Here is a 24,482-nt window from a genome sequence, read left to right on the forward strand (position 1 = left end):
GCCGCAACCGGCGTCGAGTACCCGCGCGCCGCTCAGTGGAGCGTCCCCTCCCGGACGTGCGCGTCGTGCGCGAACAGCGCGTACCCCACGTCGACCGCGCGGTGTCCGGTCTCGGCGGCGATGTCGCGGATGGGCTCGATCATCGTCACGTAATCGGCGGCGTCGAACGACTCCTTCCGGCCCTCGAGGTAGCCGAGCCGCTCCAAGGACGCCCAGACGCGCGTGTCGACGACGGCGTGGCGGTCGCCGTCGAGCGCGGCGAGCACGCACGAGGCGGTCGGCGCTTTGAACCCGGCGAGGCCGGTGATCAGGTGGATCGTCGAGAAGTCCCCGTCCACCGCGCGGGCGTTCCGCGTCACCTCGCGGCACCGGGACTCGGGGTTCTTCTCGACGTGATAGGCGCTCCGAGTTGAGGACTCGTAGGCGATCTCGTATAGCTGCTCGCGCGTGAGGTGTCCCTGCGACCGGTACGCCTCCCCGAACTCCGCTAAGCGCTCCGGGAGGACGCCCTGGGTCTCGGCGTAGCGGTCGAGGTTCTCGGCGACGAACGCGTCGAGCTCGGCGGGCTCCATGGTCGGCGGTTCAGGCCCGGCGACCAAAACGGCGGCGCCGTCGCTCGCGGCTGTAATATACGGGGGAACGCGTTTCGAGAGCTGTCCGAGTTCGTCGGTAGCGGATGCCGCGACCGAGCTACAGCCGAGTGAGGTTCGTCGCGCGCGGACCCTTGTCCGCCTCCTCGATCTCGAACTCTACCTCCTGTCCCTCCTCGAGGTCCGGGCCGCCGACGTCTTCCATGTGGAAGAACACGTCCTCGTCAGCGTCGTCAGTCTCGATGAATCCGTAGCCGCCGGTGTCGTTGAAGAAGTCGACCTTGCCTGTCGCCATCGCGTCTTAACTGTCTCCCGACGTGGTGATAAGTGTTGTGTGCTGCGGCGGACCGCCGTCACACGCGCTGTGGCGCGCGTATTCGGCCCATACGAAGATCTCCGCCGCTCGATCGGCGGCGTTCGAGCGGCGAGGCCACCGCGCCCTCACTCGCGGACCGCGACCTCGTCGCCGACGCGGAGCGTCTCCCCGCGATCGCGTTCCGGGATCCGCGCGATGGTCATCAGCGAGTAGTAGTGGTCGAACGCGTCCGCGTCGGCCCACTCGGGGAACGCCGCCTCGCGGCGCCGGACGAACCGCTCGCGGAACTCGGGGGTCGGCTCGCCGGTGTCGGGGTCGCGTTCGGGGACGACGCACCGCCCGCACGGCGTCACGCCCTCAACGCGGACGCCGGCTACCTCGAACGCCGGCGCCCCCTCGCCGACGAAGCGGTCCTCCCAGAAGGCCGGGACGCCCGAGACCTCCACGTTCGCCCGGAGGCGGCGACGCGCGCCGTCGACGGTCACCCCGTCGAACCACGACGCGACCGCCTCCAGCGTCGCGGTGCTGACGACCGACGGGCCCATGTCTCGCCGGTCGACGTACCCGAGCGACTCGTCCCGCCGGAGCCGGAGGTTGGCGTCGAAGAAGTCGCTGAACCACGCGGCCGCGCGGGCCGGCTCCGCCTCCAGGTCGAACCGTCGGACGGTCCCGTCGGGCGTCTCGACCCGCAGCGCGCCCGACTCGGGGTCGAAGTCGGTCGCGAGGTCGTGGACCCGGTCGGTCCGCTTCCCGTTGACGACGTCGCCGTCGGCGTCGAACAGCGCGAACTCGCGGTCGCGTTCCAGCGTCCCGCCGTCGAGGACCCGTGCGGCCTCGACGTCGACCCCGTCTAACCCCTTCACCGGAAACACCGTGAGTCGCTCCACGCGAGCCATACCTCGGGGAGGGGCGCCGCGTCCAATAGCCTTCCGTCGACCGCGGTTTCGACGTCTCGCTCCCCCGCGGAGGCGGCGTCGTTCCGCTCGATTCCTGGCTCGGTGTATTGCTGTTAGGCTCACGGGACCGAGATCGCTTTCGATTCGAAGAAATCGGCCGCTCGAACCTTTGGTTTCGAAGTGGAAAACGCACTAAGGGTGTAGCCCGTAGTACTACCCAAGATGAGCACCAGAACCACCCACCTCGACATCACGGGGATGAGCTGCGCCAACTGCTCGGCGAGCGTGTCCGACGCCGTGGAGTCGCTCGACGGCGTCTCGCGGGCGGACGCGAACTACGCCACCGACGAGGCGACCGTCGAGTACGACCCCGAGGCGACCTCGCTCGCGGCGATCTACGACGCGATCGAGTCGGCGGGCTACGGCGCGGTCGCCGAGACGGCGACCGTGGCGATCACCGACATGTCGTGCGCGAACTGCGCGGACGCCAACCGCGACGCCCTGGAGTCCGTGCCCGGCGTCGTCGAGGCCGACGTGAACTACGCGACCGACGAGGCGCAGGTGCGGTACAACCCCGCCGAGACCTCGCTCGCGGCGCTGTACGACGCCGTCGAGGACGCCGGTTACTCCCCGGTCCGAGAGGGCGAGGGGGCCGACGGCGAGGGCGAGGGATCGGGCGAGAGCGCGCGGGACGCCGCGCGGAACGCCGAGATCCGCAAACAGCTCCGGCTGACGCTGTTCGGCGCCGCGCTGTCGGCGCCGCTGCTGTTCTTCCTCGTCGACAACCTGCTGCTCGGGGGCGCCGTCGTGCCGGACCGGCTCTTCGGCGTCGGGATCCACTGGGTCGCGTTCGCGCTCGCGACGCCGGTTCAGGTCGTGCTCGGCCGGCCCTTCTACGTGAACTCCTACAAGGCGCTCGTCACGAACGGCCGCGCCAACATGGACGTGCTGATCGCCCTCGGCTCGACGACGGCGTACGTCTACTCCGTCGCCGTCCTCCTCGACCAGGTCGCCGGTAGCGTCTACTTCGACACGGCGGCGCTCATCCTCGTCTTCATCACCCTCGGCAACTACCTCGAAGCCCGCTCGAAGGGGCAGGCCGGCGAAGCGCTCCGGAAGCTCTTGGAGATGGAGGCCGACACCGCCACCCTCGTCGACGAGGACGGGACCGAACGCGAGGTGCTGATCGAGGAGGTCGAGGTCGGCGACCGGATGAAGGTCCGCCCCGGCGAGCAGATCCCGACCGACGGCGTCGTGGTCGAGGGGCAGTCCGCCGTCGACGAGTCGATGGTGACCGGCGAGTCCGTCCCCGTCGAGAAGTCCGAGGGCGACGAGGTCGTCGGCTCCACCATCAACGAGAACGGGCTCCTCGTCGTCGAGGCGACGAAGGTCGGCGCGGACACCGCCCTCCAGCAGATCGTTCAGACGGTGAAGGAGGCGCAGTCCCGCCAGCCCGACATCCAGAACCTCGCGGACCGCATCTCCGCGTACTTCGTGCCCGCGGTGATCGCGAACGCGCTGCTGTGGGGCGTCGTCTGGTTCCTCTTCCCCGAGGCGCTCGCCGGCTTCGTCGACCGGCTCCCGCTGTGGGGCCAGGTCGCGGGCGGGCCCGCACCGGCCGGCGGGACCGTCTCGGTGTTCGAGTTCGCTATCGTCGTCTTCGCCTCGTCGGTGCTGATCGCGTGCCCCTGCGCCCTGGGGCTCGCGACGCCGGCCGCGACGATGGTCGGGACCACCATCGGCGCGCAACACGGCGTCCTGTTCAAGGGCGGCGACGTGCTCGAACGCGCGAAGGACGTCGACACCGTCGTGTTCGACAAGACGGGGACGCTCACGGAAGGCGAGATGGAGCTCACCGACGTGGTCGCCTTCGGTGACGACGGCGGGACGCTCCCCGACGGCGGGACGGTCGCCGAGCGCGGCGACGCGGCGGACGAGGGCTCGGCGGTCGGCGGCGACGCCGGGGCCCCCGAGGACGAGGTCCTCCGGCTCGCCGCGAGCGCGGAGCGCGGCAGCGAACACCCGCTCGCCCGCGCCATCGTCGAGGGCGCCGAGTCGCGCGGCCTCGACCTCGCCGACCCGGAGGACTTCGAGAACGTGCCCGGACACGGCGTGCGAGCGACCGTGGACGGGGACGAGGTGCTGGTCGGCAACCGGAAGCTGCTGCGGGACGCCGGCGTCGACGCCGCGCCCGCCGCGGAGACGATGGAGCGGCTCGAACGCGAGGGCAAGACGGCGATGCTCGTCGCCCGCGTGCCCGCCGGCGCCGACGAGGGGGAACTCCTCGGCGTCGTCGCCGACGCGGACACGGTGAAGCCGAGCGCGGAGCGCGCGGTCGGGCAGCTCCGCGAGCGCGGCGTCGACGTGATGATGATCACCGGTGACAACGAGCGGACGGCTCGGGCGGTCGCGGAGCAGGTCGGGATCGACCCCGACAACGTCCGCGCCGGCGTCCTCCCGGAGGACAAGTCCGACGCCGTCGAGGAGATCCAGGCGGACGGCCGCCGGGCGATGATGGTCGGAGACGGCGTCAACGACGCGCCCGCGCTGGCGGTCGCGTACGTCGGCACCGCCATCGGCTCCGGGACCGACGTGGCCATCGAGGCCGCGGACGTGACGCTGATGCGCGACGACCCGCTCGACGTGGTGAAGGCGATCCGCGTCTCGGACGCCACGCTCCAGAAGATCAAACAGAACCTCGTGTGGGCGCTCGGCTACAACACCGCGATGATCCCGCTCGCGTCGCTCGGGCTGCTCCAGCCGGTCCTCGCGGCCGGGGCGATGGCGGTCTCGTCGGTGTCCGTGCTCACGAACAGCCTCCTGTTCCGCCGGTACGACCCCGAGGGCGACTACCGGCTCCTCGGGTTCCTCCGGCGCTGACCGGCGCCGAACAGCGCTTTCCTTCCCGCCGCGGGCGTCCCGAAGCCCCAAGGCGTGGCGGCGCGTACGCCGCGACATGGCCACCCTCCTCGTCGTCGGCGGCAGCGGCTTCATCGGGCGCGACGTCTGCCGGTTCGCGGTCCGCGACGGCCACGAGGTCCGCAGCGTCTCACGGAGCGGCCGCCCCGACGTGGACGCCGAGTGGGCGGACGCCGTCTCGTGGACGAGCGCCGACCTCTTTCGCCCGAACGCCTGGCGCGACCGGCTCGACGGCGTCGACGCCGTGGTCCACTCGGTCGGCGCGCTCACCGAGTCGCCGAGCGACGGGGTCACCTTCGAACGGGTCAACGGTGACGCGGCCGTCCTGACGGCGCTGGAGGCGGAACGCGCCGGCGTCGACGCCTTCGTCTTCCTCTCCGCGGCGGCGAAGCCCCCCGGCGTGCGGAACGCCTACCTGACGGCCAAGCGCCGCGCCGAGTCGTCCATCGCGGACCTCGACCTCGACGTGGTGACGCTCCGCCCGGGCCCGGTGTACGGCGAGGGACAGCCGCACCTCCCGGGCGTCGCCGACCGCGTGCTCCGGTTCCTCGCGAGCGCGCGACCCATCGCCTCGCGGCTTGGCGAGGCGCGGCCGCTGGCCGTCGGCACGGTCGCCCGAGCGTCGTATCGCGCCGCGCTCGACCCGGGCGAGCGGCTGCTCGACGTGTCGGACATCCGCGAACTCGCCGGGTGACGCGACGCTGCGGCGTCGCCGAGCGCCCCGCTACCGGGCGCTGCGCTCCTTGGCTACCTCCAGCGAGATGAAAAAGCCGAAGTACGCCGGGATCCCCGCGAGCATGAACATATACAGCACCCACCGCGGGGCCGTCGGAAAGGCGAAGTCGTACAGCAGCGACGCGAGTCCCACCCACGCGAGCGCGAACAGCAGGTCCTGCGCCATCCCGGTGCCGTTCTCGCTGAGCACCGTCCGGGCGCGGTCGGCGACGCTCGGGTCTGTCTCGTCGTCCGGCGTCTCCGCGGCGTCCGAGTCGGGCATGGATAGAGTGTGGGTGAAGGGGGTACGTCGATGTTGCGGAATCGCGCGGCGTCGCCCGCGCGACGAGGCGGTTCGCAGTCCGGGAATGCGGTCCCGGCGCGGCAGTCTCAGTCCTCTTCGAGGTAGTCGACGACGAGGACGGGGACGTGCGTCGAGCGCAGGGTGCGCTCGGTGACGCTGCCGAGCAGCGCGCGGCGCACGCCGGCCCGACCGTGGCTCCCCATCACGATGAGGTCGATTCCGTGGTCCTCGGCGTAGTCGCCGATCACCTTGTGCGGGCGACCGCCGGAGACGTGCTCGACGACGTCCACGCCGCGCTCGTCGGCGCGGTCGGCGACGGCGCCGGTCGCCTCGTCGGCCCGCTCTTTCAGCTCGCCCATCTCGTCGAACCGTCCCTGCTTGAGCCGGTCGACCTGCTCGGTGCCGAGGCTGAAGTTCACGGAGTCGATGTCGACCACGTACAGCGCGTGGACCTCCGCGTCGTACCGCTCGGCCAGGTCGAGCGCGTGGTCGACCGCGGCCTCCGCGACGTCGCTGCCGTCCGTGGGCACGAGGATGCGTTCGTACATCACCGCTCCCCCTCCGTGGTGTCGTCGGCGTCGGCGTCCACTGCGCGGTCACCCTCGGCGACCGCATCGTCCACTGCGCGACCACCGTCGGCGGCCGCGTCGTCCACTGCGCGGCCGCCATCGGTCGCCACGTCCTCGCCGCCGTCCGCGGCGACGACGTCCTCCGCGGTCTCCTGTTGCCCCATCGGCTCGGGGCTGTGACACTGCCGGACGATCCGCTTCGTCTCGAGCGACGGCTCGTCGGTGGCCATCGAGACGACGATGGTGACGACGAACACGATCGGGAGCGTGATGAGCGCCGAGCCGATGGCGGGCATCCACGTCGCGAGCCCGGCCGACAGCGGCGCCTCCAGCGAGCCGATGTACGTCGGCACGATCTGGTTGATCATCGGGATCGCCCAGAGCGTCAGCCCGGTCGTCATCCCGGCGAGCGCGCCCTGCCGGTTGGCGTTCTCCCACCACATGCCGAGGAAGAACATCGGGAACAGCACGGAGCCGGCGAGCGAGAACGCGTAGCCCACGAGCGCCGCGATCGACGAGGCGGGGTTGAGCGCCGCCAGCGTCGTCAGCGCGCCCAGCGCGACGATCGAGAGGCGGCCGACGAGGATCTGCTGGCGCTGCGTCGCGTCCTCGTTGATGATGTTCGTGTAGATGTCGTGGCTGATCGCCGACGAGCCGGCGATGAACAGCCCGGCGACCGTCGCGATGGCCGCGGCGATACCGCCCGCCGCGACGATGCCGACGAACCACTCCGGCAGCCCGGACAGCTGCGCCGCCAGCACGACGATGACCTCGCTGGCCGCGCTCGTCATGCCGGGGTCGCCGTACGTGGCGCCGACGTTCTGCGAGTAGAGGTCGGTGCCGAACGCCGCGAACGCGGGCGCGCTCCAGTAGAGGATACAGATGAAGAACAGCCCCCAGACCGTCGACCAGCGGGCCGTCCGCTCGCTCTCGACCGTGTAGAACCGGACGAGCACGTGCGGGAGCCCGCACGTCCCGACGATGAGCGAGAACGTCGTCGCGACCCAGAGGTAGTAGCTCGATCCGGCGAACGGCTCGGAGAACTCGCTGCCGAGCTGGCTGATCAGCGCGCCGTACTCCAGCTGCGGCAGCACCGTGGAGTAGCCGTTCGTGTAGCCGACGACGAACAGCCCGACCACGAACGCGAGGATGAGGATGACGTACTGGACCGCCTGGTTCTTCGTGGCGCCCAGCATGCCGGACAGCGTCAGGTAGCCGACCGTGACGACCATCATCGCGACGACCATCACCTGGTACCCGTCGAGGCCCGGGATCAGCCCGCCGTAGTTACCGAAGATGTACAGGCCGACCAGGGCCATCCCCTTCGCCTGCCCGATGGCGTAGACGAAGCCGATGAGGAACGTCGTCACCGCCGCGATGGCGCGCGCGGTGTCGGAGTTGAACCGGTCGCCGACGAAGTCCGGCGCCGTGTACTTCCCGAACCGGCGCAGCTGCGCCGCGAGGAAGATGAGGAGGATGAAGTAGCCCGTCGTCCAGCCGACGACGAACACCAGCCCGTAGAAGCCGGCCAGCGCGATCGACGCCGCCATCCCGAGGTACGACGCCGCGGACATCCAGTTCGCGCCGATCGCCATCCCGTTCTCGACGTTCCCGATGGACCGCCCGGCGACCCACATGTCGTCGGTGTCGGCCACGCGGAAGACGAACCCGATAGTCAGGAACAGCCCGAGCATCCCGATCACGAGCAGCGCCGGCCCGATCTTGAACGAGATGTCGAGCGCCTCCGGGAGCAGTTCGCTCTGAAGGAGCAGCGAGCCCGCCGTCATTCGTCGACCCCTCCGTCGGTCGCCGCGACGTCATCGTGCTCGATGCCGTACTTCTCGTCGAGCGCGTCCCGCTTTCGCGAGTACCAGAACGCCAGGATGAGGGCGCTGGTCGGCGCGCCGAACGCGACGAGGAAGTAGTGGAGCGGGAACTGCAAGATCGGCATCGTCTGCGTCATCACGCCGGGCGCGAGGTTCGTCAGAGTCACCGGCCCCCACACCGCGAGGACCCAGATCGCGAACCCCGTCCAGACGATGCGGAGGTGGTCCCGCATGTATGGCGTGCTCGGGTTCAGGATGTTCACTTCCGCCCCGAGGTAGTCGGTGTTGCTGTGCGCCTGTGCGGCTCCCGACGACGCGACGCCGCCGTCGGTGGCCGCGTCGTCTACTGCGCGGCCACTATCGGTCGCCGCGTCGTCTCCGTCGCGTGAGGTATTATCTGCCATGCTTTGGTCCGTTGTGAGCTTGTCTGTGTGGTTTTTTCGTGATGGTTTCTGTCGTGCGGTCCGCCGTGGTCGCGGACGGACCGAACGGAAAACGGTTCGCCGAGCGCTACTCGGCGTCGGCCTTCTTCTGGATCTCCTCGACGATCTCGGGGTTCCGAAGCGTGCTGGTGTTGCCGAGCTCCTCGCCGTCGGCGATGTTCTCCAGCAGGCGCCGCATGATCTTGCCGGACCGGGTCTTCGGCAGGTCCGGCGTGAACACGACCTGCTCGGGGCGCGCGATCGGCCCGATGGCGTCCTCCACGCCGGCGACGATCGCCTCGCGGAGCTCGTCGGTGCCCTCGTAGCCGTCCTCCGTGGTCACGTAGGCGTACACCGCCTCGCCCTTGATGTCGTGGTCGCCGCCGACCACCGCGGCCTCGGCGACCCCTTCGACGCCGACGATCGCCGACTCGATCTCCATCGTCCCCAGCCGGTGACCGGAGACGTTGAGCACGTCGTCGACGCGGCCGAGGACGGTGATGTAGCCGTCGTCGTCGATCTTCGCCCCGTCCTCCGGGAAGTACACCCAGTCGTCGGGGTCGTCGCTGTCGGTGTCGGAGTACTCCGCCCAGTACTCCTCGATGTAGCGCTCGTCGTTGTTGTACAGCGTCCGGAGCATGCCGGGCCACGGCTTCTGTACCGTGAGGTAGCCGGCCTTCCCGGGCTCTACCTCGTCGCCGAGCGTGTCGAGGATCTGGACGTCGAGCCCCGGCAGCGGCGGCCCCGCGGCGCCGGGCTTCATGTCCTTGACGCCGGGCAGCGTCGTCACCATCATCCCGCCGGTCTCGGTCTGCCACCACGTGTCGACGACGGGGCACTCCTCGTCGCCGATGTGCTGGTAGTACCACTTCCACGCGCGCGGGTTGATCGGCTCGCCGACCGTGCCGAGCAGGCGCAGCGAGGAGAGGTCGTGGCGGTCCGGGTACTCCGCGCCCCACTTCATGAACGCGCGGATCGCGGTGGGCGCGGTGTACAGCTGGGTCGCCTCGTGCTCCTCGACGATCTCCCAGAGCCGGTCGCGCTCCGGGTGGTCGGGCGTGCCCTCGTACATCATCGTCGTCGTGCCGAGCGCAAGCGGCCCGTAGACGATGTACGAGTGGCCGGTGATCCAGCCGATGTCGGCCGAACAGAAGTACGTGTCATCCGGCTTGATGTCGAGGACGGACTGCGAGGTCCACGACACCCACGAGAGGTAGCCGCCGGTCGTGTGTTTCACGCCCTTCGGCTTCCCCGTCGTGCCCGAGGTGTACATCAGGAACAGCATGTCCTCGGCGTCGCGGGTGACCGGCTCGACCTCGGCGCCCTCGTGGTCGGCCACGAGGTCGTCGTAGTCGACCTGGTCGTCGCCGAGGTCGTGGCCGAAGCCGTCGCCGTTCGGCCCCAGCCGGTCGACGACGACCGTGGTCGTGTCGTGCTCGACGGCCGCGAGCCCCTCGTTCGCCTTGTCGAGGTGGTCGAGCGGGTCGCCGCGGCGGTAGTAGCCGTCGCAGGTGACGAGGTACTCCGAGTCGGCGGCGTTCATCCGCGTCGCGAGCGCGTCGGCCGAGAACCCGGCGAACACGACGCTGTGGGGCGCGCCGATGCGCGCACAGGCCAGCATCGCGATCGGCAGCTCCGGGATCATCGGCATGTACATCGTGACCACGTTGTCCTCCTCGACGCCCTGCTCCCGAAGGGCGGCCGCGAACTCGTTGACCTCGCGGTGGAGTTCCTCGTACGTGTACGTGCGGTCGTCCTCGTCGACGGGCTCGCCGACCCACTCGATGGCGGCCTCGTCGCCGCGCTCGTCGAGGTGTCGGTCGAGGCAGTTCGCCGACGCGTTCAGCTCGCCGCCCGTGAACCACTCGTAGAAGGGCGGGTTGCCGTCGTCGAGCACCTGGTCGTAGTCGGTTTCCCATTCCAGCAGGTCGGCGGCCGTCTCCCAGCACTCGGGCCAGTTCTCCTCGAACTCCTCGTATATCTCCGGGTCGGACACGTTCGCCTGCTCGACGAACGACTCCGACGGCTCGAACACCTCTTGCTCCGCTAATCTCGCTTCCAGTTGGCCGTCTCCCTCTGTCATGGTACGGTCGTATCCAACCAATATCGGCATATAAACGCTGACGCTAAATACGAAAAATCGTGAGGGATTCCGCCCCGGAAGCGCGGGGCTCGACCGGTCGAACCCGCTCGCGACCCGGACACCGACCGCTCACTCGCCGGGCGGGGTCGACCGCCCGTCGTCCCTCCGTGTCGGGCGGTCGGCCTCGTCCTCGAAGACGCCGTCGAGGAGCGCCCGCTGGGCCTTCCGGAGGTGGTTGTGGAACGTCGGCGACGAGACGCCCATCGCGTCGGCCACCTCCTCGGCCGTGCTCCCGCGCGGCCAGTCGAAGTAGCCGCCGTGGTACGCCGCCGACAGCGCCGCCCACTGGCGGTCGGTGAAGCGGTCGGCGACCCCGTCCCGCAGCGCCGACTCCGTGCGCGGCGAGCGCGCGACCGACTCCTTGCTCGCGAGCCTGACGTCCGCGAACCGGTCGCGGAGCCCGTCCGCGACTGGACGCACGTTCGTCCCCTCGGGGAAGTCCGCGACGACGCGGACCCGCCCCTCGGCGGCGGACGCGTCGCGCACGGTCGCGCCGTGGTCGACGAGCGACCTGACCAGCGACCCGTCCGCGAGCCGGATCGACGCCGAACAGCCGTCCTCCCGGGTCTCGATCACCCGGAAGTCGGAGACGCCGGGCGACGCCTCGACGACCGTCGCGACGTCCTGCGGCCGGGCCCCCTCGACGGAGAGGTACGCGCGGGACACGTCGTCGTCGACGTCGACCGTCGAGGCCAGCTCGATCCGGCAGCCGAGGCGGTCGCTCGCCCGGGCGAGGAACGCCCCGTCGTCGCCGGTGTGGAACTCGACCTCGGTGACCGCGTCGGAGTGGAGCAGCTCCCGCCACCGCTCCGCGGTGATCGCGCGGCCGAGGCAGCCGCCGAGCGCGGCGAGCGCGCGGCGCTCCGACTCGTCGACCGCGTCGCCGTCGGCCGCGACGGCGCAGAGCGCGCCGTGAACCGCGCCCTCGAAGGCCGCCGGCACCGCGACCGCGGGCCGCCCGTCGGTCTCCTGGCGGCCGTCGGTCGTCGCCGGCGCGCCGTCCGTGACGGCGTCCAGCCACGGACCGGCGGCCGCGACGCCGCGGTCCGCGAGCGCCTCGCGGTCGACGCCGGCCGCGTCGGTCACGTCGGCCCGCCCGCCGCCGGCCGCGCGGCGGACGACCCACGCCTCGGCCCAGCGGTCGGCGTCGGCCAGCCCCTCGACGACGGCCGCGGCGGGGGCCGCCGACCCCGGGTCTGCGAGCGCCTCGAACCCCGGGAGCGCGGTCGTTCCGCCCCGCTCCTCGGACGCGTCGCCGGAACCCCTCTCGCCGGCCATGGCGGCCGCGAGCGCCTCCCCGTCGAGCGGGTCGAGGTACGGGTCGAGGGTGCCGAGCGACTCCCAGCCGCCGGCGTCGCGGACGGCCCGCGGGTCGACGCCGCGGTCGACGAGCTGGCGCCGGGCGAACGTCTTCCGGAGGGCGCTCGGGGTGACCCGCTCGTCGACCGCGCCGTCGGTGAGCCCCGCCGCCCGCGCCGCGGTCTCGCGCACGATCATCTGGACGCGCCGCGGCGAGACGTCGACGTACGGCTCGTCGTCGGCGAGCCCCTCGCTCGTCGCGTACCGGTCGAGGTCAGCGGCCAGCGACGCCGGCACCACGGTCTCGCGGTCGATCGGTTCCCCGCCGAACGCGGTCGACCCGGCGTCCCCGCCCTCGTCGCCGTCCGCCGCGGGCACCGCGAGGAGGCGCGCGCCCGCGACCGAGTCCGGCTCGCGCAGGTGCCGCGGGGCGACGCGGGTGATCTCCTCGGTCCGGAGGCCGGCCTCGCCCGCCAGCCTGACGACGAGCGCCGCGCGATACGTCTCCGCGGCGGTGACGAGCGCGTCGTAAGCGTCCGCGTCGAGGCCGTCGGCCATTCGTTTCGGAACTCAACAAGCAGCCGAAACAAAACTGTTCCGGATACCGAGCTTTAGAGAGTCGTTCGGTCCACTCAGTCGTAAGCTCCGCGCTAGTCGCCCGGGGAGCCTGACCGGCCGTTTCGGCTCACGCTCGGTAGACGAAACCCCACTCGCCGGTCACCCGGACGGACTCGCGCCCCAGGCGACGTGGTCCCACAGGCGCTCGTAGCCGTAGTACGTGAGCGTCTTTACGGCGTTCGTCACGAAGCCGATGCTCGCCGCCTGACCGACGTCGCCGACGACGAGCCACGCGACCGCGACCGTGATCGTCACCATCAGCGCCCGGTAGCACAGCGTCTTGACCACCGCGCGGCGACGGGCGTGGATCGCGTCCGCCGCGAAGACGTTCGTTCCCATACCCTCGATACGGCCCCCACCGTCAAGTAACCACAACACGCTTCACAGCGAGAAAAGAGAAACCGCTATCAGTTTCTCGTCTCTCGGACGGTCGACTCGATCTCCCCCACGACCTCCGGGTTGCGGAGCGCGCTCACGTCGCCGAACTCCTCCCCGCGGGCGATGTCCTCCAGTAGCCGCCGCATGATCTTCCCGGAGCGCGTCTTGGGGAGCTCCGGGGTGAACACGATCCGGTCCGGGCGGGCCACGTCGCCGACGGCGCTCGCGAGCCGGTCGGCGATGGCGTCGCGCAGGCGCTCGCCGGGCTCGACGCCGCTCTTCGTCGTCACGTACGCGACGATCCGCCCGTCGTCGTCGCCGACGACCGCCGCCTCGGTCACGCCCTCGGCGTCGACGATGGCCGCCTCGAGCTCGCCCGTGTTGAACCGCTGCGCCCGGACGTTGATCACGTCGTCGACGCGCCCGAGGATCGTGACGTAGCCGTCCTCGTCGACGGTCGCGCCGTCGCCGGTGCGGTAGCGCCAGCCGTCCTCGCCGTTCAGCCAGTACTCGCGCAGGTAGCGCTCGTCGCCCTCGCGGAGCCCGCGCAGCATGCCGGGCCACGGCGAGGCGATGGTGAGGTAGCCCGACTCGCCGGGGTCGACCGGGTCGCCGTCCTCGTCGACGACGCGGGCGTCGATCCCCGGCAGCGGGGGGCCGACCTTCCCCGGCTTCATGGGCGTGACCCCGGGCAGCGTGGCGAGCGCGATGGCGCCGGTCTCGGTCTGCCACCAGGTGTCAACGACCGGGGCGTCCCCGCCGCCGACGTGTTCGCGGTACCAGCGCCACGCCTTCGGCGTGATCGACTCGCCGACCGTGCCGAGCAGGCGGATCGACGAGAGGTCGTGGGACTCGGGGTACTCCGCGCCCCACTTCATGAACGACCGGATCGCGGTCGGCGAGGTGTAGAAGACGCTCACCGCGTTGCGCTCGATCAGGTCCCAGACGCGGTCCCGGTCCGGGTAGTCGGGCGACCCCTCGTACAGCACGGTGGTCGTCCCGGTCGCGAGGGGGCCGTACACCCCGTAGGAGTGGCCCGTGATCCAGCCGATGTCGGCCGCGCACCAGTAGGTGTCGTCCGGACGCACGTCCAAGACGGTCCGCGTCGTCCACGCGACGTGCGCGAGGTACCCGCCCGTCGCGTGTTCGACCCCCTTCGGCCGCCCGGTCGTGCCCGAGGTGTACATCACGAACAGCAGGTCGGTCGCGTCGCGGGCCACGGGCTCGACCGTCTCGCCGTCGTGGTCCGCCACCAGCGCGTCGTACTCGTGCTCGTCGTCGCCCAGCGAGACGGCGAGTTCGTCCCCGAGGCGGTCGACCACGACCGCGGCCGACAGCTCGCTCTCGGCGCGGATCCGGGCGTTGTTCGCCTTCGACTTCTGGTTGAAGGCGTCCTCGCGGCGGTAGTAGCCGTCGCAGGTGATCAGGTACTCGGAGTCGGCGGCGTCGATCCGCGTCGCGAGCGCCTCCGCGGACAGCCCCGCGAAGACGACGTTGTGCGGCGCGCCGATGCGCGCGCACGCCAGCATCGCGATCGGTAGCTCCGGGATCATCGGCAGGTACAGCGTGACCACGTCGTCCTCCTCGACGCCGAGGTCGCGGAGGCCGGCCGCGAGCGCGTTCACCTCGCGGTGGAGGTCGAGGTAGGTGTACGACCGCCGCTCGCCCCGCTTCCCGAACCACCGGATCGCGAGCTGGTTCCGGCGGTCGTCGAGGTGGCGGTCGACGCAGTTCGCCGACGCGTTCAACTGGCCGCCCGTGAACCACTCGTAGAAGGGCGGCTCGGAGTCGTCGAGCACGGCGTCGTACTCCCGGTCCCACGTCAGGAGGTCGGCCGCCTCGCGCCACGCCTCGGGGCCCTCCCGCTCGAACCGCTCGTACACCGAGGGGTCGCTCGCGGCGGCCTCGGTCCGGAAGTCGGCCGGCGGCGGGACGGCGTCGTCGCCCGCACCCCCGAACGCTCGCCACCCGTCGACTCCGCCGTCGTCCATGACAGTATTTCGCAATCCAAGGAATGTATACTTTGTCCGGATCCCCGCCGGCTGAGGACAATTGCGCACTCGCCTCGCGGAGGTGATCGGCTCCCTGTCGAGTGGAACGACGGGGGCGCCATTGCGGGCCGGCGGCGGATCCCGTTTTTCTCGCGGATCCGAGAGAGCGTCAACCATTGCCGTCTCCGGGGAGCAACGCCATGACTCGCCACTACGCGGCCGCTTACCAGTAGACCGACCGGATGGGGTGTATGGACACCGAGTTTGCCTACTGGGTACCGAACGTCAGCGGCGGGCTGGTCGTCTCCGACTGGGAGATGGACACCGACTGGACGTACGAGTACAACCTGGACTTGGCGCGGACGGCGGAGGAGGTCGGCTTCGAATACGCGCTCGCGCAGGCCCGTTTCTTCGGGAGCTACGGGGCCGACCGTCAGTTGGAGGCGCTGTCGACCGCGAACGCGCTGGCGGCCCAGACCGAGACCCTCCACGTCATCGGCGCCGTCCACCCCGGGCTGTGGGAGCCCGGCCCGCTGGCGAACTTCATCGCGACCGCCGACCGCATCAGCGACGGCCGCTTCTCGATCAACGTCGTGTCCGGCTGGTTCAAAGGCGAGTTCACCGGGTTCGGCCAGTCGTGGCTCGCTCACGACGAGCGGTACGCCCGCTCCGAGGAGTTCATCGAGGCGATGAAGGCGCTGTGGACGGAGGAGCGCGCCACCTACGACGGTCGGTTCTACACGATCGGCCGCGACATCGACGGCTTCGAGGGGGCGCCGCTCGAGCCGAAGCCGGTCCAAGAGCCGTACCCGCAGGTGTTCCAGGGCGGCAACTCGCAGGCGGCCCGGAAGATGGCCGCGCGCAACGCCGACGTGCTGTTCATCAACGGCGGGAGCCTCCAGGAGATCCGCGCCGTGATCGAAGACGTCGAGGAGTACGCCGCGGAGTTCGACACGGAGCCGCCGCGGTTCGCGGCGAACGCCTTCGTCATCCAGCGCGATACCGAGGCCGCGGCGAAGGAGACGCTGGAGGGGATCATCGAGAACGCGACCGACGAGGCGGTCGAGGCGTTCAAAGAACAGGTGAAACAGGCCGGGCAGTCGTCCGCCGAGGGCGAGGGGATGTGGGCCGACTCCGACGTGGAGGACTTAGTCCAGTACAACGACGGGTTCAAGACCGGACTCATCGGGATCGACGACCAGATCGTCGAGCGGATCCGGAAGCTCGACGCGATCGGGATCGACATCGTGCTCGCCGGGTTCCTCCACTACGACGAGGAACTGGAGCGGTTCGGCGAGACGATCATCCCGCGGGTCGAGGAGGCGGAGCCGCTCGACGTCGACGACATCGAAGGGGGCGACGAGGTCGAAGAGATCGCCGGGGCGCAGGTGGCGCGGTGACCGACGCGACCACCGTCCTCGGGATCGCGGGCAGCGTCTCGGCCGAGTCGAAGACCCGGAGCGCGGTGGAGACCGCGCTCGAAGCGGCCGAAGCGGCGGGTGACGGGGTCGAGACCGAGGTGCTCCACCTCGCGGAGTACGACCTCGTCACCGCGGACGGACGCGGGCTCGACGAATACGAGGGCGACACCGCGGCCGCGCTCGAGCGGATCGTCGCGGCCGACGCCTACGTCGTCGGCACTCCGGTCTACCGGGGCTCCTACTCCGGGGCGCTGAAGAACCTGCTCGACATGGTCCCGCGCGGCATGTGGCAGGCCGACGTCGCGCCGTTCGAAGACGCTGCGGTCGCGCTCGTCGCCACCGGCGCGACGGATCACCACTACCTCGCGGTCGATCAGGAGCTCCGACCCGTCTTCGCCTTCTTCGGCGCACACGTCGTCGGCGGTGCGTACGCGAGCGACGACGACTTCGAGTCCCGTGAGGTGGCGGACGAGGCCGTCCGCGCGCGGCTGGAGACCCTCGGGGGCGCGACCGTCGACCTCGCGCGGACGATCGCGGAGAGCGACGCGCTCGGGTCGCTCGGCCCGCAGTTCTGAGCCGGGGATCCCCACTGCTTCGCCGCGGACCGGCCCCAGTCGCGCCTTCGAGGCGACCTATTACGCCGATTCGGGCGGCGCCGAGATCTCGGCCGCCTTCGCCCGGGCGCGGGCGACGATCGAGGGCTTCGCCTCGAAGTCGACGGTCACCTGGTCGCCCGCGTACGTCTCCTCGGCGACGTACCCGTGGTCGTGGACCCACGAGACGAGGCTCATCGCGTCGTCGGAGACGGGGAGCACGAGCCGCTCGCGCTCCCAGTCCGGCAGTTCGTCCTCGACGCGGTCCCGGAGCTCGGCGACGCCGGCCCCCGTCTTCGCTGAGACGGCGATCGGGTCCGGCGCCACGCCCGAGAGCGCGCCGCGCTTCTCCGCCAGCTCGCCGGGCGCCAGCCGGTCGACCTTGTTGAACACGGTGACGACCGGCGCCTCGTTGCGCTCGTAGAGGGTGTCGTGGCTCGTGACGAGCTTCTCGCGCATCTCCGCGACCGGCTCGCTCGCGTCGACGACGAGCAGCACGAGGTCGGCCCGGTAGACGGAGTCGAGCGTCGACTCGAAGGACTCGACCAGCCAGTGGGGCAGGTCCGAGATGAACCCGACCGTGTCGGTGAGGAGAACGTCGCGCTTCTCCATCTCGGCCCGGCGGGTCGTGGTGCCGAGCGTCGTGAACAGCATGTCCTGCGACTCGGCGGTGGTGTCGAGGTCGCGGTGTCGGTCGTCGTTCTCGTCGACCGCCAGCTCGTCGGCGAGCCGGCGCATCAGCGTCGACTTCCCGGCGTTGGTGTACCCGGCGAGCGCGACCAGCTCGAAGCCGGAGTCGCGGCGCTGCTCGCGGCGCGCCTCCTCTTTCTCCGCGATCGATTCGAGCTCGTCGCGGATCTCCGAGATCTGCCGTTTGATGTCGCGCTCGACGCTCTCGTCGTACTCGCCGAGCCCCATGAACCCGGGGCGCTCGTCGCGCTTCGCGAGGCTCGCCTTCGCCTCCGCGCGCGGCAGCTCGTAGCGGAGCTCCGCGAGCTCGACCTGGAGCTGCGCCTTCCGGGTGTTGGCGCGCTGGCCGAATATCTCCAGGATGAGCGTGAACCGGTCGACGACCTCGACGCCCTCGGGGAGCTCCCCGCCGATGTTGAACGTCTGGTACGGCCCCACGTCGTTGTCGACGATGACCGCCTCGGCGTCGGTCCGGCGGACCAGGTCGCGCAGCTCCGCGACCTTCCCCTCGCCGAACATGAACGCGGCGTCCTCGGTGCGCGTCTGGGTCAGCTCGCCGGCCACCTCGTACCCCGCGGCGGCCGCGAGCTGCGATATCTCCGCGAGGTCGGCCTCGCCCGAGTCGACGCGCTTCGCGACGACCGCGCGGCGGCTCCCGGTCGGCGCCTCGGCCTCGCCGTCCGCGTTCCCGGCGCCCCCGCTCATCGGAGGAGGTCGCGGGCGGCGTACGCGGCGTGGTGTGCTGCCTGCACTGTCTCGCGCTCGCCTATGCTCTCGACGTATTTAAACTCGGGCTGGAAGCTCAGCCCGACGCGGTCCGCCGGCTCCTCGTAGAACTCGCCGCCTTCGGCGACGACCGGCCCCTCCGGCGGCGTCGGGAGGTCGCCGACCGCCTCCGCGGCGAGCGCGACGGTCGCCTCCAGCGTCGGGCCCTCGCGCGCCGCGGCGAAGCCCATCCCCTCGACCGACCGGATCCGCGAGGAGTCGATCCGCGCGTGGACCGCGGCCGCGACCATCAGGTACTCGCCGTCCTCCTCGTGGCGGCCGCTGATGTCCACGCCGACGACCTCAGGGGCGGGCGCCGTTCACCACGGTTCGACCGGCTCGGCTTCGCGGGGCGGCTGCTCGTGCGTCCATGATCCGCCGTAGGTCGCCCGCCGAATTGAACGTTTCCGTGCGGGCCCCGAACGGGGCCGTCGACCCGCGTCGGCGGGGCCGGCGATCCGCGTCGGCGGAGGCGGCGGCCCGTTACGCCCGCAGCTCGTCGACGACGGCCGCGATCCGGTCGATCGCCTCGTCCACGTCCGCCTCGTCGACGTCGAGGTGGGTGGTGAACCGCGTCGCGTAGTCGTCGAACTCGACGCAGCCGACGCCGGCCTCCTTACAGGCCGCGTAGAGCGACTCGGCCGGGATCCCGGCCGCCTCCGTGTTCGCGACGACGATGTTGGTGTCGGGCGCGGGCGCCTCGACGCCGTCGAGCGCGTCCAGCCCGGCCGCGAGCCGCTCCGCGTTGGCGTGGTCCTCGGCGAGGCGGTCGACGTTCTCCAGCGCGCGGAGCGCGGGCGCGGCGATCATGCCCGCCTGTCGCATCCCGCCGCCGAACAGCTTGCGGACGCGGCGGGCGTCCTCGACGAACGCCTCGTCGCCGGCGAGGATCGACCCGACCGGCGCGCCGAGCCCCTTCGAGAGACAGAAGGTGACGCTGTCGACGGGGGCGACGACCTCGCTCGCGTCGACGCCGAGCGCGACCGCGGCGTTGAACACGCGCGCGCCGTCGAGGTGGACCGGCACGTCGGCCTCGCGGGCGACCTCGGCCGCGTCTTCGATCCGCTCGACCGGGACCGCGACCCCGCCGCGGTAGTTGTGGGTGTTCTCTAGGGAGAGCAGGCCCGTCCCGGGGCGGTGGAGGTCCTCGTCGACGAGCCCCTCGCGGACCGCGTCCGGGGTCGGGACGCAGCGCTCGCCGGCGTCGATCGTCCGCGTCTGGACGCCCGAGAGCTTGGCGGCGCCGGCCAGCTCCCAGCGGTAGATGTGCGACTCGCGCTCCAAGAGGAGCTCCTGGCCCGGCTCCGTGTGGGCGTGGACCGCGATCTGGTTCGCCATCGTCCCGGAGGGGACGTACAGCGCGGCCTCGGTGCCGACCGCCTCGGCCGCGCGCCGTTCGAGCTCGTTGACCGTCGGGTCGTCGCGGTACACGTCGTCGCCGACCTCGGCGGTCGCTGCCGCCTCGCGCATCTCGGCCGAGGGCTTCGTGACGGTGTCGGACCGCAGGTCGATGAAATCGTCGTCGGACATCCGTTACCCGCCCTACCGCGGCGGCGGGCATATATCCCGCGCTCGGCGAACGCGCTCGGCGAGAGGGAATTCCGGCGGCTCCGCGCGGCGAGCGAGGGGTTCCGAGTTCGGTCCCTTCTTAACGTGTGCGGCCGATCCGTGACGTATGGCAACGGAAGCCGCGCCAGACGACGCAGCGAACGCACCGGACGCCTACGACGCCCTCCTCGACCGCGTCGAGCGGTGGAACGCGGTCGGCAGCGCCTCCGGCGTCCTCGGCTGGGACCAGCAGGTGATGATGCCCGAGGGCGGCACGCCCGCGCGCTCGAAGCAGCTGTCGGCGCTCTCCTCCGTCCACCACGACATGGTAACCGACGACGAGACGGGCGAGCTGCTCGACGAGCTCGACGACGCCGACCTCACCGACGAGCAGGAGGCGGTCGTCCGCGAGGTCCGCCGCGAGTACGAGCGCGCCGACGCCGTCCCGGTCGAACTGGTCGAGGAGATATCCGAGACCGGCTCCGAGGCGCTCCAGGCGTGGGAGGAGGCGAAGGCCGAGGACGACTTCGACGAGTTCGCGCCGTACCTGGAGAAGCACGTCGAGCTGAAACGCGAGTACGCCGAGCACATCGACCCCGACCGCGACCCCTACGAGGTCCTCTTCGAGGAGTTCGAGCCGTGCCTCTCGATGGAGCGCGCGGAGTCGATCCTCACCGAGCTCCGCGAGGCGCTCGTCCCGATGATCGAGGACATCCGCGAGTCCGACGTGGAGCTCGCGGTCGACACCTTCGAGGGCACCTTCTCGGAGGACGAGCAGGAGGCGCTCTCCCGCGACGCGCTCGAACTCGTCGGCTACGACTTCGACCGCGGCCGCCTCGACGTCTCCTCGCACCCGTTCACGTCGGGCAACCAGTTCGACTGCCGCGTGACGACCCGGTTCGACGAGGAGGACCCGCTCGGCGCGGTCGGCTCGACCATCCACGAGTTCGGCCACGCCCAGTACAACCTCGGGCTCCCGCAGGAGCACTTCGGCACGCCGCTGGGCGAGTCGCGCGACCTCTCCGTCCACGAGTCGCAGTCACGCCTCTGGGAGAACCACGTCGGGCGCAGCGAGGCGTTCTGGGAGGAGTTCCTCCCCGTCTTCCAGGAGCACTTCCCGCAGACCGAGGAGGCGACGGTCCGGGACGCCTACGAGGCGTTCAACCAGGTGTACGAGGACAACCTCATCCGCGTCGAGGCCGACGAGCTCACCTACCACCTCCACATCGTGATCCGGTTCGAGATCGAGCGCGACCTGATCCGCGGCGACCTCGACGTCGAGGACGTGCCCGAGGTCTGGAACGACAAGTACGAGGAGTACCTCGGCATCCGCCCCGACACCGACAGCGAGGGCTGCCTCCAGGACATCCACTGGAGCCACGGCAACTTCGGCTACTTCCCCACCTACTCGCTCGGCTCCGTGATGGCCGCCCAGCTGTTCGAGGCCGCCGAGGCGGACATCGACGACCTCGACGCCAAGATCGCCGACGGCGAGTTCGGCGACCTCCACGACTGGCTCGGCGAGAACGTCCACCGGCACGGCTCCCGCTACGAGACGAACGAGCTCGTGAAGCGCGCGACCGGCGAGGACTTCTCGGCCGACGCCTTCCTCGATTACGTCGACGAGAAGTACGGCGAGCTGTACGGGATCTGAACCGGGAGGCAGGCCGCCCGTCCCCGTTTTTACGAGAGCACCTGAACCAGCGACAGCGCCACGAGCGGCACGTGGAACGCCGCGTGCGCGACCATCGCCGCCTCGAGGCTGCGCCGCCAGTAGAGCCACCCGAACGCGACCCCGGCGACCGCGTTCAACAGGACGGTCCGCGCGACGAGCGCCGGCGTCAGCCCCACCGTCTGCGCCAGCGCCGGGAGGTGACCGACGCCGAACAGCACCGCCGAGACCCCGATCGCGGCCCACATGACTCCCGGTCCGGGCGCGTCGCCCCGGCGGCCGGCGAGGACCCACCCGCCGAGCGCGAGCGCGGACATGAGCCCGAACCGGAGCAGCAGTTCCTCCGTGATCCCGCCGTAGAGGAACCGGACCGGCGCGTACGCGAGCACGTCGACGACCGTCGGCCGCCCCGCGCCGATCGCCGACCCCGGCAGGTCGCGCGCGACGAGCGGCGCCAGCGCGACGTCGAGCGCGATCACGACCAGGCTCCCGGCGACGCCGACCGCTACCGCGAGTCCGGCCTCGCCGCGGACCCGACCGAGCGCCCCGGCCTCGCCGCCCGCGCGGTCGAGGAGGTGCGAGCGCAGGCCAGCCCGCGGGGCCGCGTAGGCGCCGATCAGACACGCAACGACGAGCAGCAGGAACGGGTTGAGCCCGGTGAGGAGCGCGAGGAGCGGGCGGGACAGCCCCGGCGGGACGGCGGCCGGCGGGGTCGTGCGGTAGACGTACCACACGAGCGCGGCGACGCCGGGGAGGCCGGCCAGGAGCGCGACGCCGAACCGAGCCCGGAGGGACGAGCGGGGTGTCGAGGACATGCTCGGACCGACGCCCGACGACGAGATAACGGTTTGGCCGCGGGACAGCGGGTGCGACCCCGGCCGCGACACACCGCGGGTCGCGTCGTCCCGCTATCCGAGTCGGAACCCGGTCATCAGGACGATCAGCGCGAGCATCGCGGCGCCCTCGAACAGCCCGACGACGAGGTTCTTCTTCTCGATAGATTCCAGTCGGTCGGCGTCCGGGTCGGGCGAGACTGTCTCGTAGTACGCGCTGAGGTGGAGTCGGTGCGGGACCGCCAGCCCGAACGCGAACAGGCCCCACCCGACGCCGAGCGCGAGCCCCGACCACGTCCCGCCGAAGCCGTACCCGAGCCCGATATCGGGCGTCAACAGGACCGTCCCCGACAGCACCGTCGTCAGCGAGAAGCCGACGAGGAAGAACACCGCCTTCGGGATCAGTGTCCTGTTCACCGCGGCCGCGGCCGCCTCGTCGAGGCCGCCGAGCGTCGGGCCGATGACCGCGGGGAAGATGAGCGCGAACCCGAACCACACCGCGCCGGCCGCGACGTGCGTGTAGAAGAGCAGTTCGGTGCTTCCCAACGCGAGGCTCGCGGCGAAGAAGGCCAGCGGCACGAGGAGGCTCCCGGCCGCGAACGCCGGGTTCGCGGCGTCCGCGAGGTGTTGAACCCGATCGATGAATCCCTGTTCGGCGACGCGACGGTTTCCCTCGTTAGCAACTGCCATGGGGTAAGATCACATGTCGACGGAAAATGATTTGTGGTCGATACGATTCCGGCCGCGGGACTCGACGGCTACTTCTCGATGATGCTCTCCTCGACGGCCTCGCCGAAGTGGCGCGCCACGTCCTCGTAGAAGACGAGCGCCTCGTCGCCGGGCTCGACCTCGGTGACCGCTTTCCGGCCCTCGCTCGTGGCTATCTTCACCGTCTCGGCGTTCTGGATGAGCGTCTCGATGCGGTCGGTCCCGTCCTCAGTTTCGACCTCCGCCTGGATCCGGAACATCGGGCGCTTCTCGATCTTCACCCGACCCACCACGGCCTCGCGGGTGTGCCCGTCGGTGTCGACGACCTGGACCTCGTCGCCGCTCGACAGCTCCGCGAGGTAGTTGGTGCCGCCCTCGGGGTTGCGGACGTACGCGTGGACCGCGCCCGCGTTCACGCGGAACGGGCGCGACTCGACGTACGGCGACTCGGCGGTCTCCGCGTGGACGAAGAAGAGCCCGCGCGACATCGAGCCGACCAGCATCCCCTCGCTGTCGTCCATCAGCGAGCCGGTGTCGATACAGACGCGGTCCGCCATCCCGGTCTGCTCGATCTCGGTCACCTCGGCGTGCCGGAGGTCGAGCGTCTCGCGGTCGGCCGCGTCGCGGGCCTCGACCGCGCCGCGGATCTCGTCGGGGGAGTCCGAATCGAGGAGGACGCCGTCGGCGCCGATCTCCAAGGTCTCGAAGGCGGTCCGGGCCTCCGCGGCGGTCGTCGCGCCCGCGACGAGGTGGGTCTCCTCGCCGACGCGGGCGATGAGGTTCTCCAGGGGGATGATCGACCAGTCCTCGCCGACGACCACGGTGAACTCGGCGTCGTCGGCCGCGGCCTCGGCGAACGCCTCGTACTCCGTGCCGAGGACGCGGACGTACGCGCCCTGCGCGCGGTCGTCGCGGCGGCGCAGCGTGGTCAGGTCGGCCGACCCGGAGAGGTCGTCGGGCATGTCGATCGTCCCGTCGCCCTCGCCGCCCTTCCCGACGAAGTACGCGTCCGCCTCGGCGTCGCTCTCGGCGTCGTCGATCACGTCGGCGTCCGACCGGAACGCCGCGACGTTCACGTCGCCCAGCTCCCGGACGCGCCCGACGTCGCCCTCGTCGACGAGGACCCAGTCCGCCCCGGCCTCGATGGCGGCCGTGACCCGTCGCTTGCGCGCCTCCCAGTCGCCGACCGCGCCGTCGGCTTTGACCCAGACCGTGCGTGTCATTACCGACACCTCACGGCGCGCCGGCTTGAAAACTGCGAAAGGAA

At 71.0% G+C, this 24,482-nt stretch carries 22 protein-coding genes; 5 read left to right on the forward strand and 17 right to left on the reverse strand.

The window, feature by feature from the left end; all coding sequences use genetic code 11:
• Positions 1-32 precede the first annotated feature (32 nt).
• From DVK05_RS05450 to DVK05_RS05460, 3 genes are all read right to left on the reverse strand, one after another.
• On the reverse strand, positions 33-572 hold the full coding sequence (locus tag DVK05_RS05450) for a hypothetical protein (protein ID WP_121562360.1): 540 nt from the start codon (positions 570-572) through the stop codon (positions 33-35).
• 118 nt (positions 573-690) lie between these two features.
• Positions 691-885, reverse strand: a complete 195-nt coding sequence (locus tag DVK05_RS05455) for a cold-shock protein (protein ID WP_004045866.1) — start codon at positions 883-885, stop codon at positions 691-693.
• A 146-nt stretch (positions 886-1,031) separates the two neighbouring features.
• Complete coding sequence (locus DVK05_RS05460; protein ID WP_121562361.1) at positions 1,032-1,802, reverse strand: MOSC domain-containing protein; 771 nt, start codon at positions 1,800-1,802, stop codon at positions 1,032-1,034.
• 222 nt (positions 1,803-2,024) lie between these two features.
• Here DVK05_RS05460 and DVK05_RS05465 point away from each other — a divergent pair, with 222 nt between their 5' ends.
• Both DVK05_RS05465 and DVK05_RS05470 read left to right on the forward strand, forming a co-directional pair.
• On the forward strand, positions 2,025-4,682 hold the full coding sequence (locus tag DVK05_RS05465) for a heavy metal translocating P-type ATPase (RefSeq protein ID WP_121562362.1): 2,658 nt from the start codon (positions 2,025-2,027) through the stop codon (positions 4,680-4,682).
• A 76-nt stretch (positions 4,683-4,758) separates the two neighbouring features.
• Positions 4,759-5,415, forward strand: a complete 657-nt coding sequence (locus tag DVK05_RS05470; RefSeq protein WP_121562363.1) for an NAD(P)-dependent oxidoreductase — start codon at positions 4,759-4,761, stop codon at positions 5,413-5,415.
• A gap of 30 nt (positions 5,416-5,445) precedes the next feature.
• Here DVK05_RS05470 and DVK05_RS05475 read toward each other — a convergent pair whose 3' ends face one another.
• From DVK05_RS05475 to acs (DVK05_RS05510), 8 genes are all read right to left on the reverse strand, one after another.
• Positions 5,446-5,718 (reverse strand): hypothetical protein, encoded by a 273-nt coding sequence (locus DVK05_RS05475; RefSeq protein ID WP_121562364.1) that lies wholly within the window; start codon positions 5,716-5,718, stop codon positions 5,446-5,448.
• A gap of 107 nt (positions 5,719-5,825) precedes the next feature.
• Positions 5,826-6,287: a universal stress protein gene (locus DVK05_RS05480; RefSeq protein WP_121562365.1), complete on the reverse strand. Its 462-nt coding sequence runs from the start codon at positions 6,285-6,287 to the stop codon at positions 5,826-5,828.
• On the reverse strand, positions 6,287-8,095 hold the full coding sequence (locus DVK05_RS05485; RefSeq protein WP_121562366.1) for a VC_2705 family sodium/solute symporter: 1,809 nt from the start codon (positions 8,093-8,095) through the stop codon (positions 6,287-6,289). The genes DVK05_RS05480 and DVK05_RS05485 overlap by 1 nt, the downstream gene beginning before the upstream one ends.
• Positions 8,092-8,538 carry a DUF4212 domain-containing protein gene (locus DVK05_RS05490; RefSeq protein WP_121562367.1) on the reverse strand — a complete coding sequence of 149 codons (447 nt, stop codon included), beginning with the start codon at positions 8,536-8,538 and terminating at the stop codon, positions 8,092-8,094. The genes DVK05_RS05485 and DVK05_RS05490 overlap by 4 nt, the downstream gene beginning before the upstream one ends.
• A gap of 106 nt (positions 8,539-8,644) precedes the next feature.
• Entirely contained in the window at positions 8,645-10,639 is a 1,995-nt protein-coding gene (acs, locus tag DVK05_RS05495) for an acetate--CoA ligase (protein WP_121562368.1), read from the reverse strand.
• Positions 10,640-10,768: 129 nt separating this feature from the next.
• Entirely contained in the window at positions 10,769-12,556 is a 1,788-nt protein-coding gene (locus tag DVK05_RS05500) for a bacterio-opsin activator domain-containing protein (protein ID WP_121562369.1), read from the reverse strand.
• A gap of 159 nt (positions 12,557-12,715) precedes the next feature.
• Positions 12,716-12,955, reverse strand: a complete 240-nt coding sequence (locus DVK05_RS05505; protein WP_121562370.1) for a DUF2061 domain-containing protein — start codon at positions 12,953-12,955, stop codon at positions 12,716-12,718.
• Between the two features lie 68 nt (positions 12,956-13,023).
• Positions 13,024-14,985 carry an acetate--CoA ligase gene (acs, locus tag DVK05_RS05510; protein WP_121562371.1) on the reverse strand — a complete coding sequence of 654 codons (1,962 nt, stop codon included), beginning with the start codon at positions 14,983-14,985 and terminating at the stop codon, positions 13,024-13,026.
• 251 nt (positions 14,986-15,236) lie between these two features.
• Between acs (DVK05_RS05510) and sfnG the strand changes: the two genes are divergently transcribed.
• Both sfnG and DVK05_RS05520 read left to right on the forward strand, forming a co-directional pair.
• Positions 15,237-16,385, forward strand: a complete 1,149-nt coding sequence (gene sfnG, locus DVK05_RS05515; protein WP_121562372.1) for a dimethylsulfone monooxygenase SfnG — start codon at positions 15,237-15,239, stop codon at positions 16,383-16,385.
• Positions 16,382-16,981, forward strand: a complete 600-nt coding sequence (locus DVK05_RS05520; RefSeq protein WP_121562373.1) for an NADPH-dependent FMN reductase — start codon at positions 16,382-16,384, stop codon at positions 16,979-16,981. The genes sfnG and DVK05_RS05520 overlap by 4 nt, the downstream gene beginning before the upstream one ends.
• A 60-nt stretch (positions 16,982-17,041) precedes the next feature.
• Here DVK05_RS05520 and hflX read toward each other — a convergent pair whose 3' ends face one another.
• The 3 genes from hflX to DVK05_RS05535 form a co-directional block, all read right to left on the reverse strand.
• Entirely contained in the window at positions 17,042-18,394 is a 1,353-nt protein-coding gene (gene hflX, locus DVK05_RS05525) for a GTPase HflX (protein WP_121562374.1), read from the reverse strand.
• A complete protein-coding gene (locus DVK05_RS05530; protein WP_121562375.1) occupies positions 18,391-18,747 on the reverse strand; it encodes a DUF2209 family protein in 357 nt (118 codons plus the stop codon). The genes hflX and DVK05_RS05530 overlap by 4 nt, the downstream gene beginning before the upstream one ends.
• A gap of 190 nt (positions 18,748-18,937) precedes the next feature.
• Complete coding sequence (locus tag DVK05_RS05535) at positions 18,938-19,984, reverse strand: low specificity L-threonine aldolase (protein ID WP_121562376.1); 1,047 nt, start codon at positions 19,982-19,984, stop codon at positions 18,938-18,940.
• 145 nt (positions 19,985-20,129) lie between these two features.
• On the opposite strand from DVK05_RS05535, the gene DVK05_RS05540 reads away from it, so the two are divergent.
• Complete coding sequence (locus tag DVK05_RS05540; protein ID WP_121562377.1) at positions 20,130-21,656, forward strand: carboxypeptidase M32; 1,527 nt, start codon at positions 20,130-20,132, stop codon at positions 21,654-21,656.
• A gap of 29 nt (positions 21,657-21,685) precedes the next feature.
• Here the strand turns inward: DVK05_RS05540 and DVK05_RS05545 are convergent, their stop codons facing one another.
• From DVK05_RS05545 to DVK05_RS05555, 3 genes are all read right to left on the reverse strand, one after another.
• On the reverse strand, positions 21,686-22,489 hold the full coding sequence (locus DVK05_RS05545; protein WP_121562378.1) for a CPBP family intramembrane glutamic endopeptidase: 804 nt from the start codon (positions 22,487-22,489) through the stop codon (positions 21,686-21,688).
• Between the two features lie 93 nt (positions 22,490-22,582).
• Positions 22,583-23,197: a hypothetical protein gene (locus tag DVK05_RS05550; RefSeq protein ID WP_121562379.1), complete on the reverse strand. Its 615-nt coding sequence runs from the start codon at positions 23,195-23,197 to the stop codon at positions 22,583-22,585.
• A gap of 68 nt (positions 23,198-23,265) precedes the next feature.
• Positions 23,266-24,438, reverse strand: a complete 1,173-nt coding sequence (locus DVK05_RS05555; protein WP_121562380.1) for a 3-dehydroquinate synthase II — start codon at positions 24,436-24,438, stop codon at positions 23,266-23,268.
• Positions 24,439-24,482: the final 44 nt, after the last annotated feature.

The organism is Halorubrum sp. Atlit-8R, assembly GCF_003666025.1.
GTDB classification, from domain to species: Archaea; Halobacteriota; Halobacteria; order Halobacteriales; family Haloferacaceae; genus Halorubrum; species Halorubrum salinarum.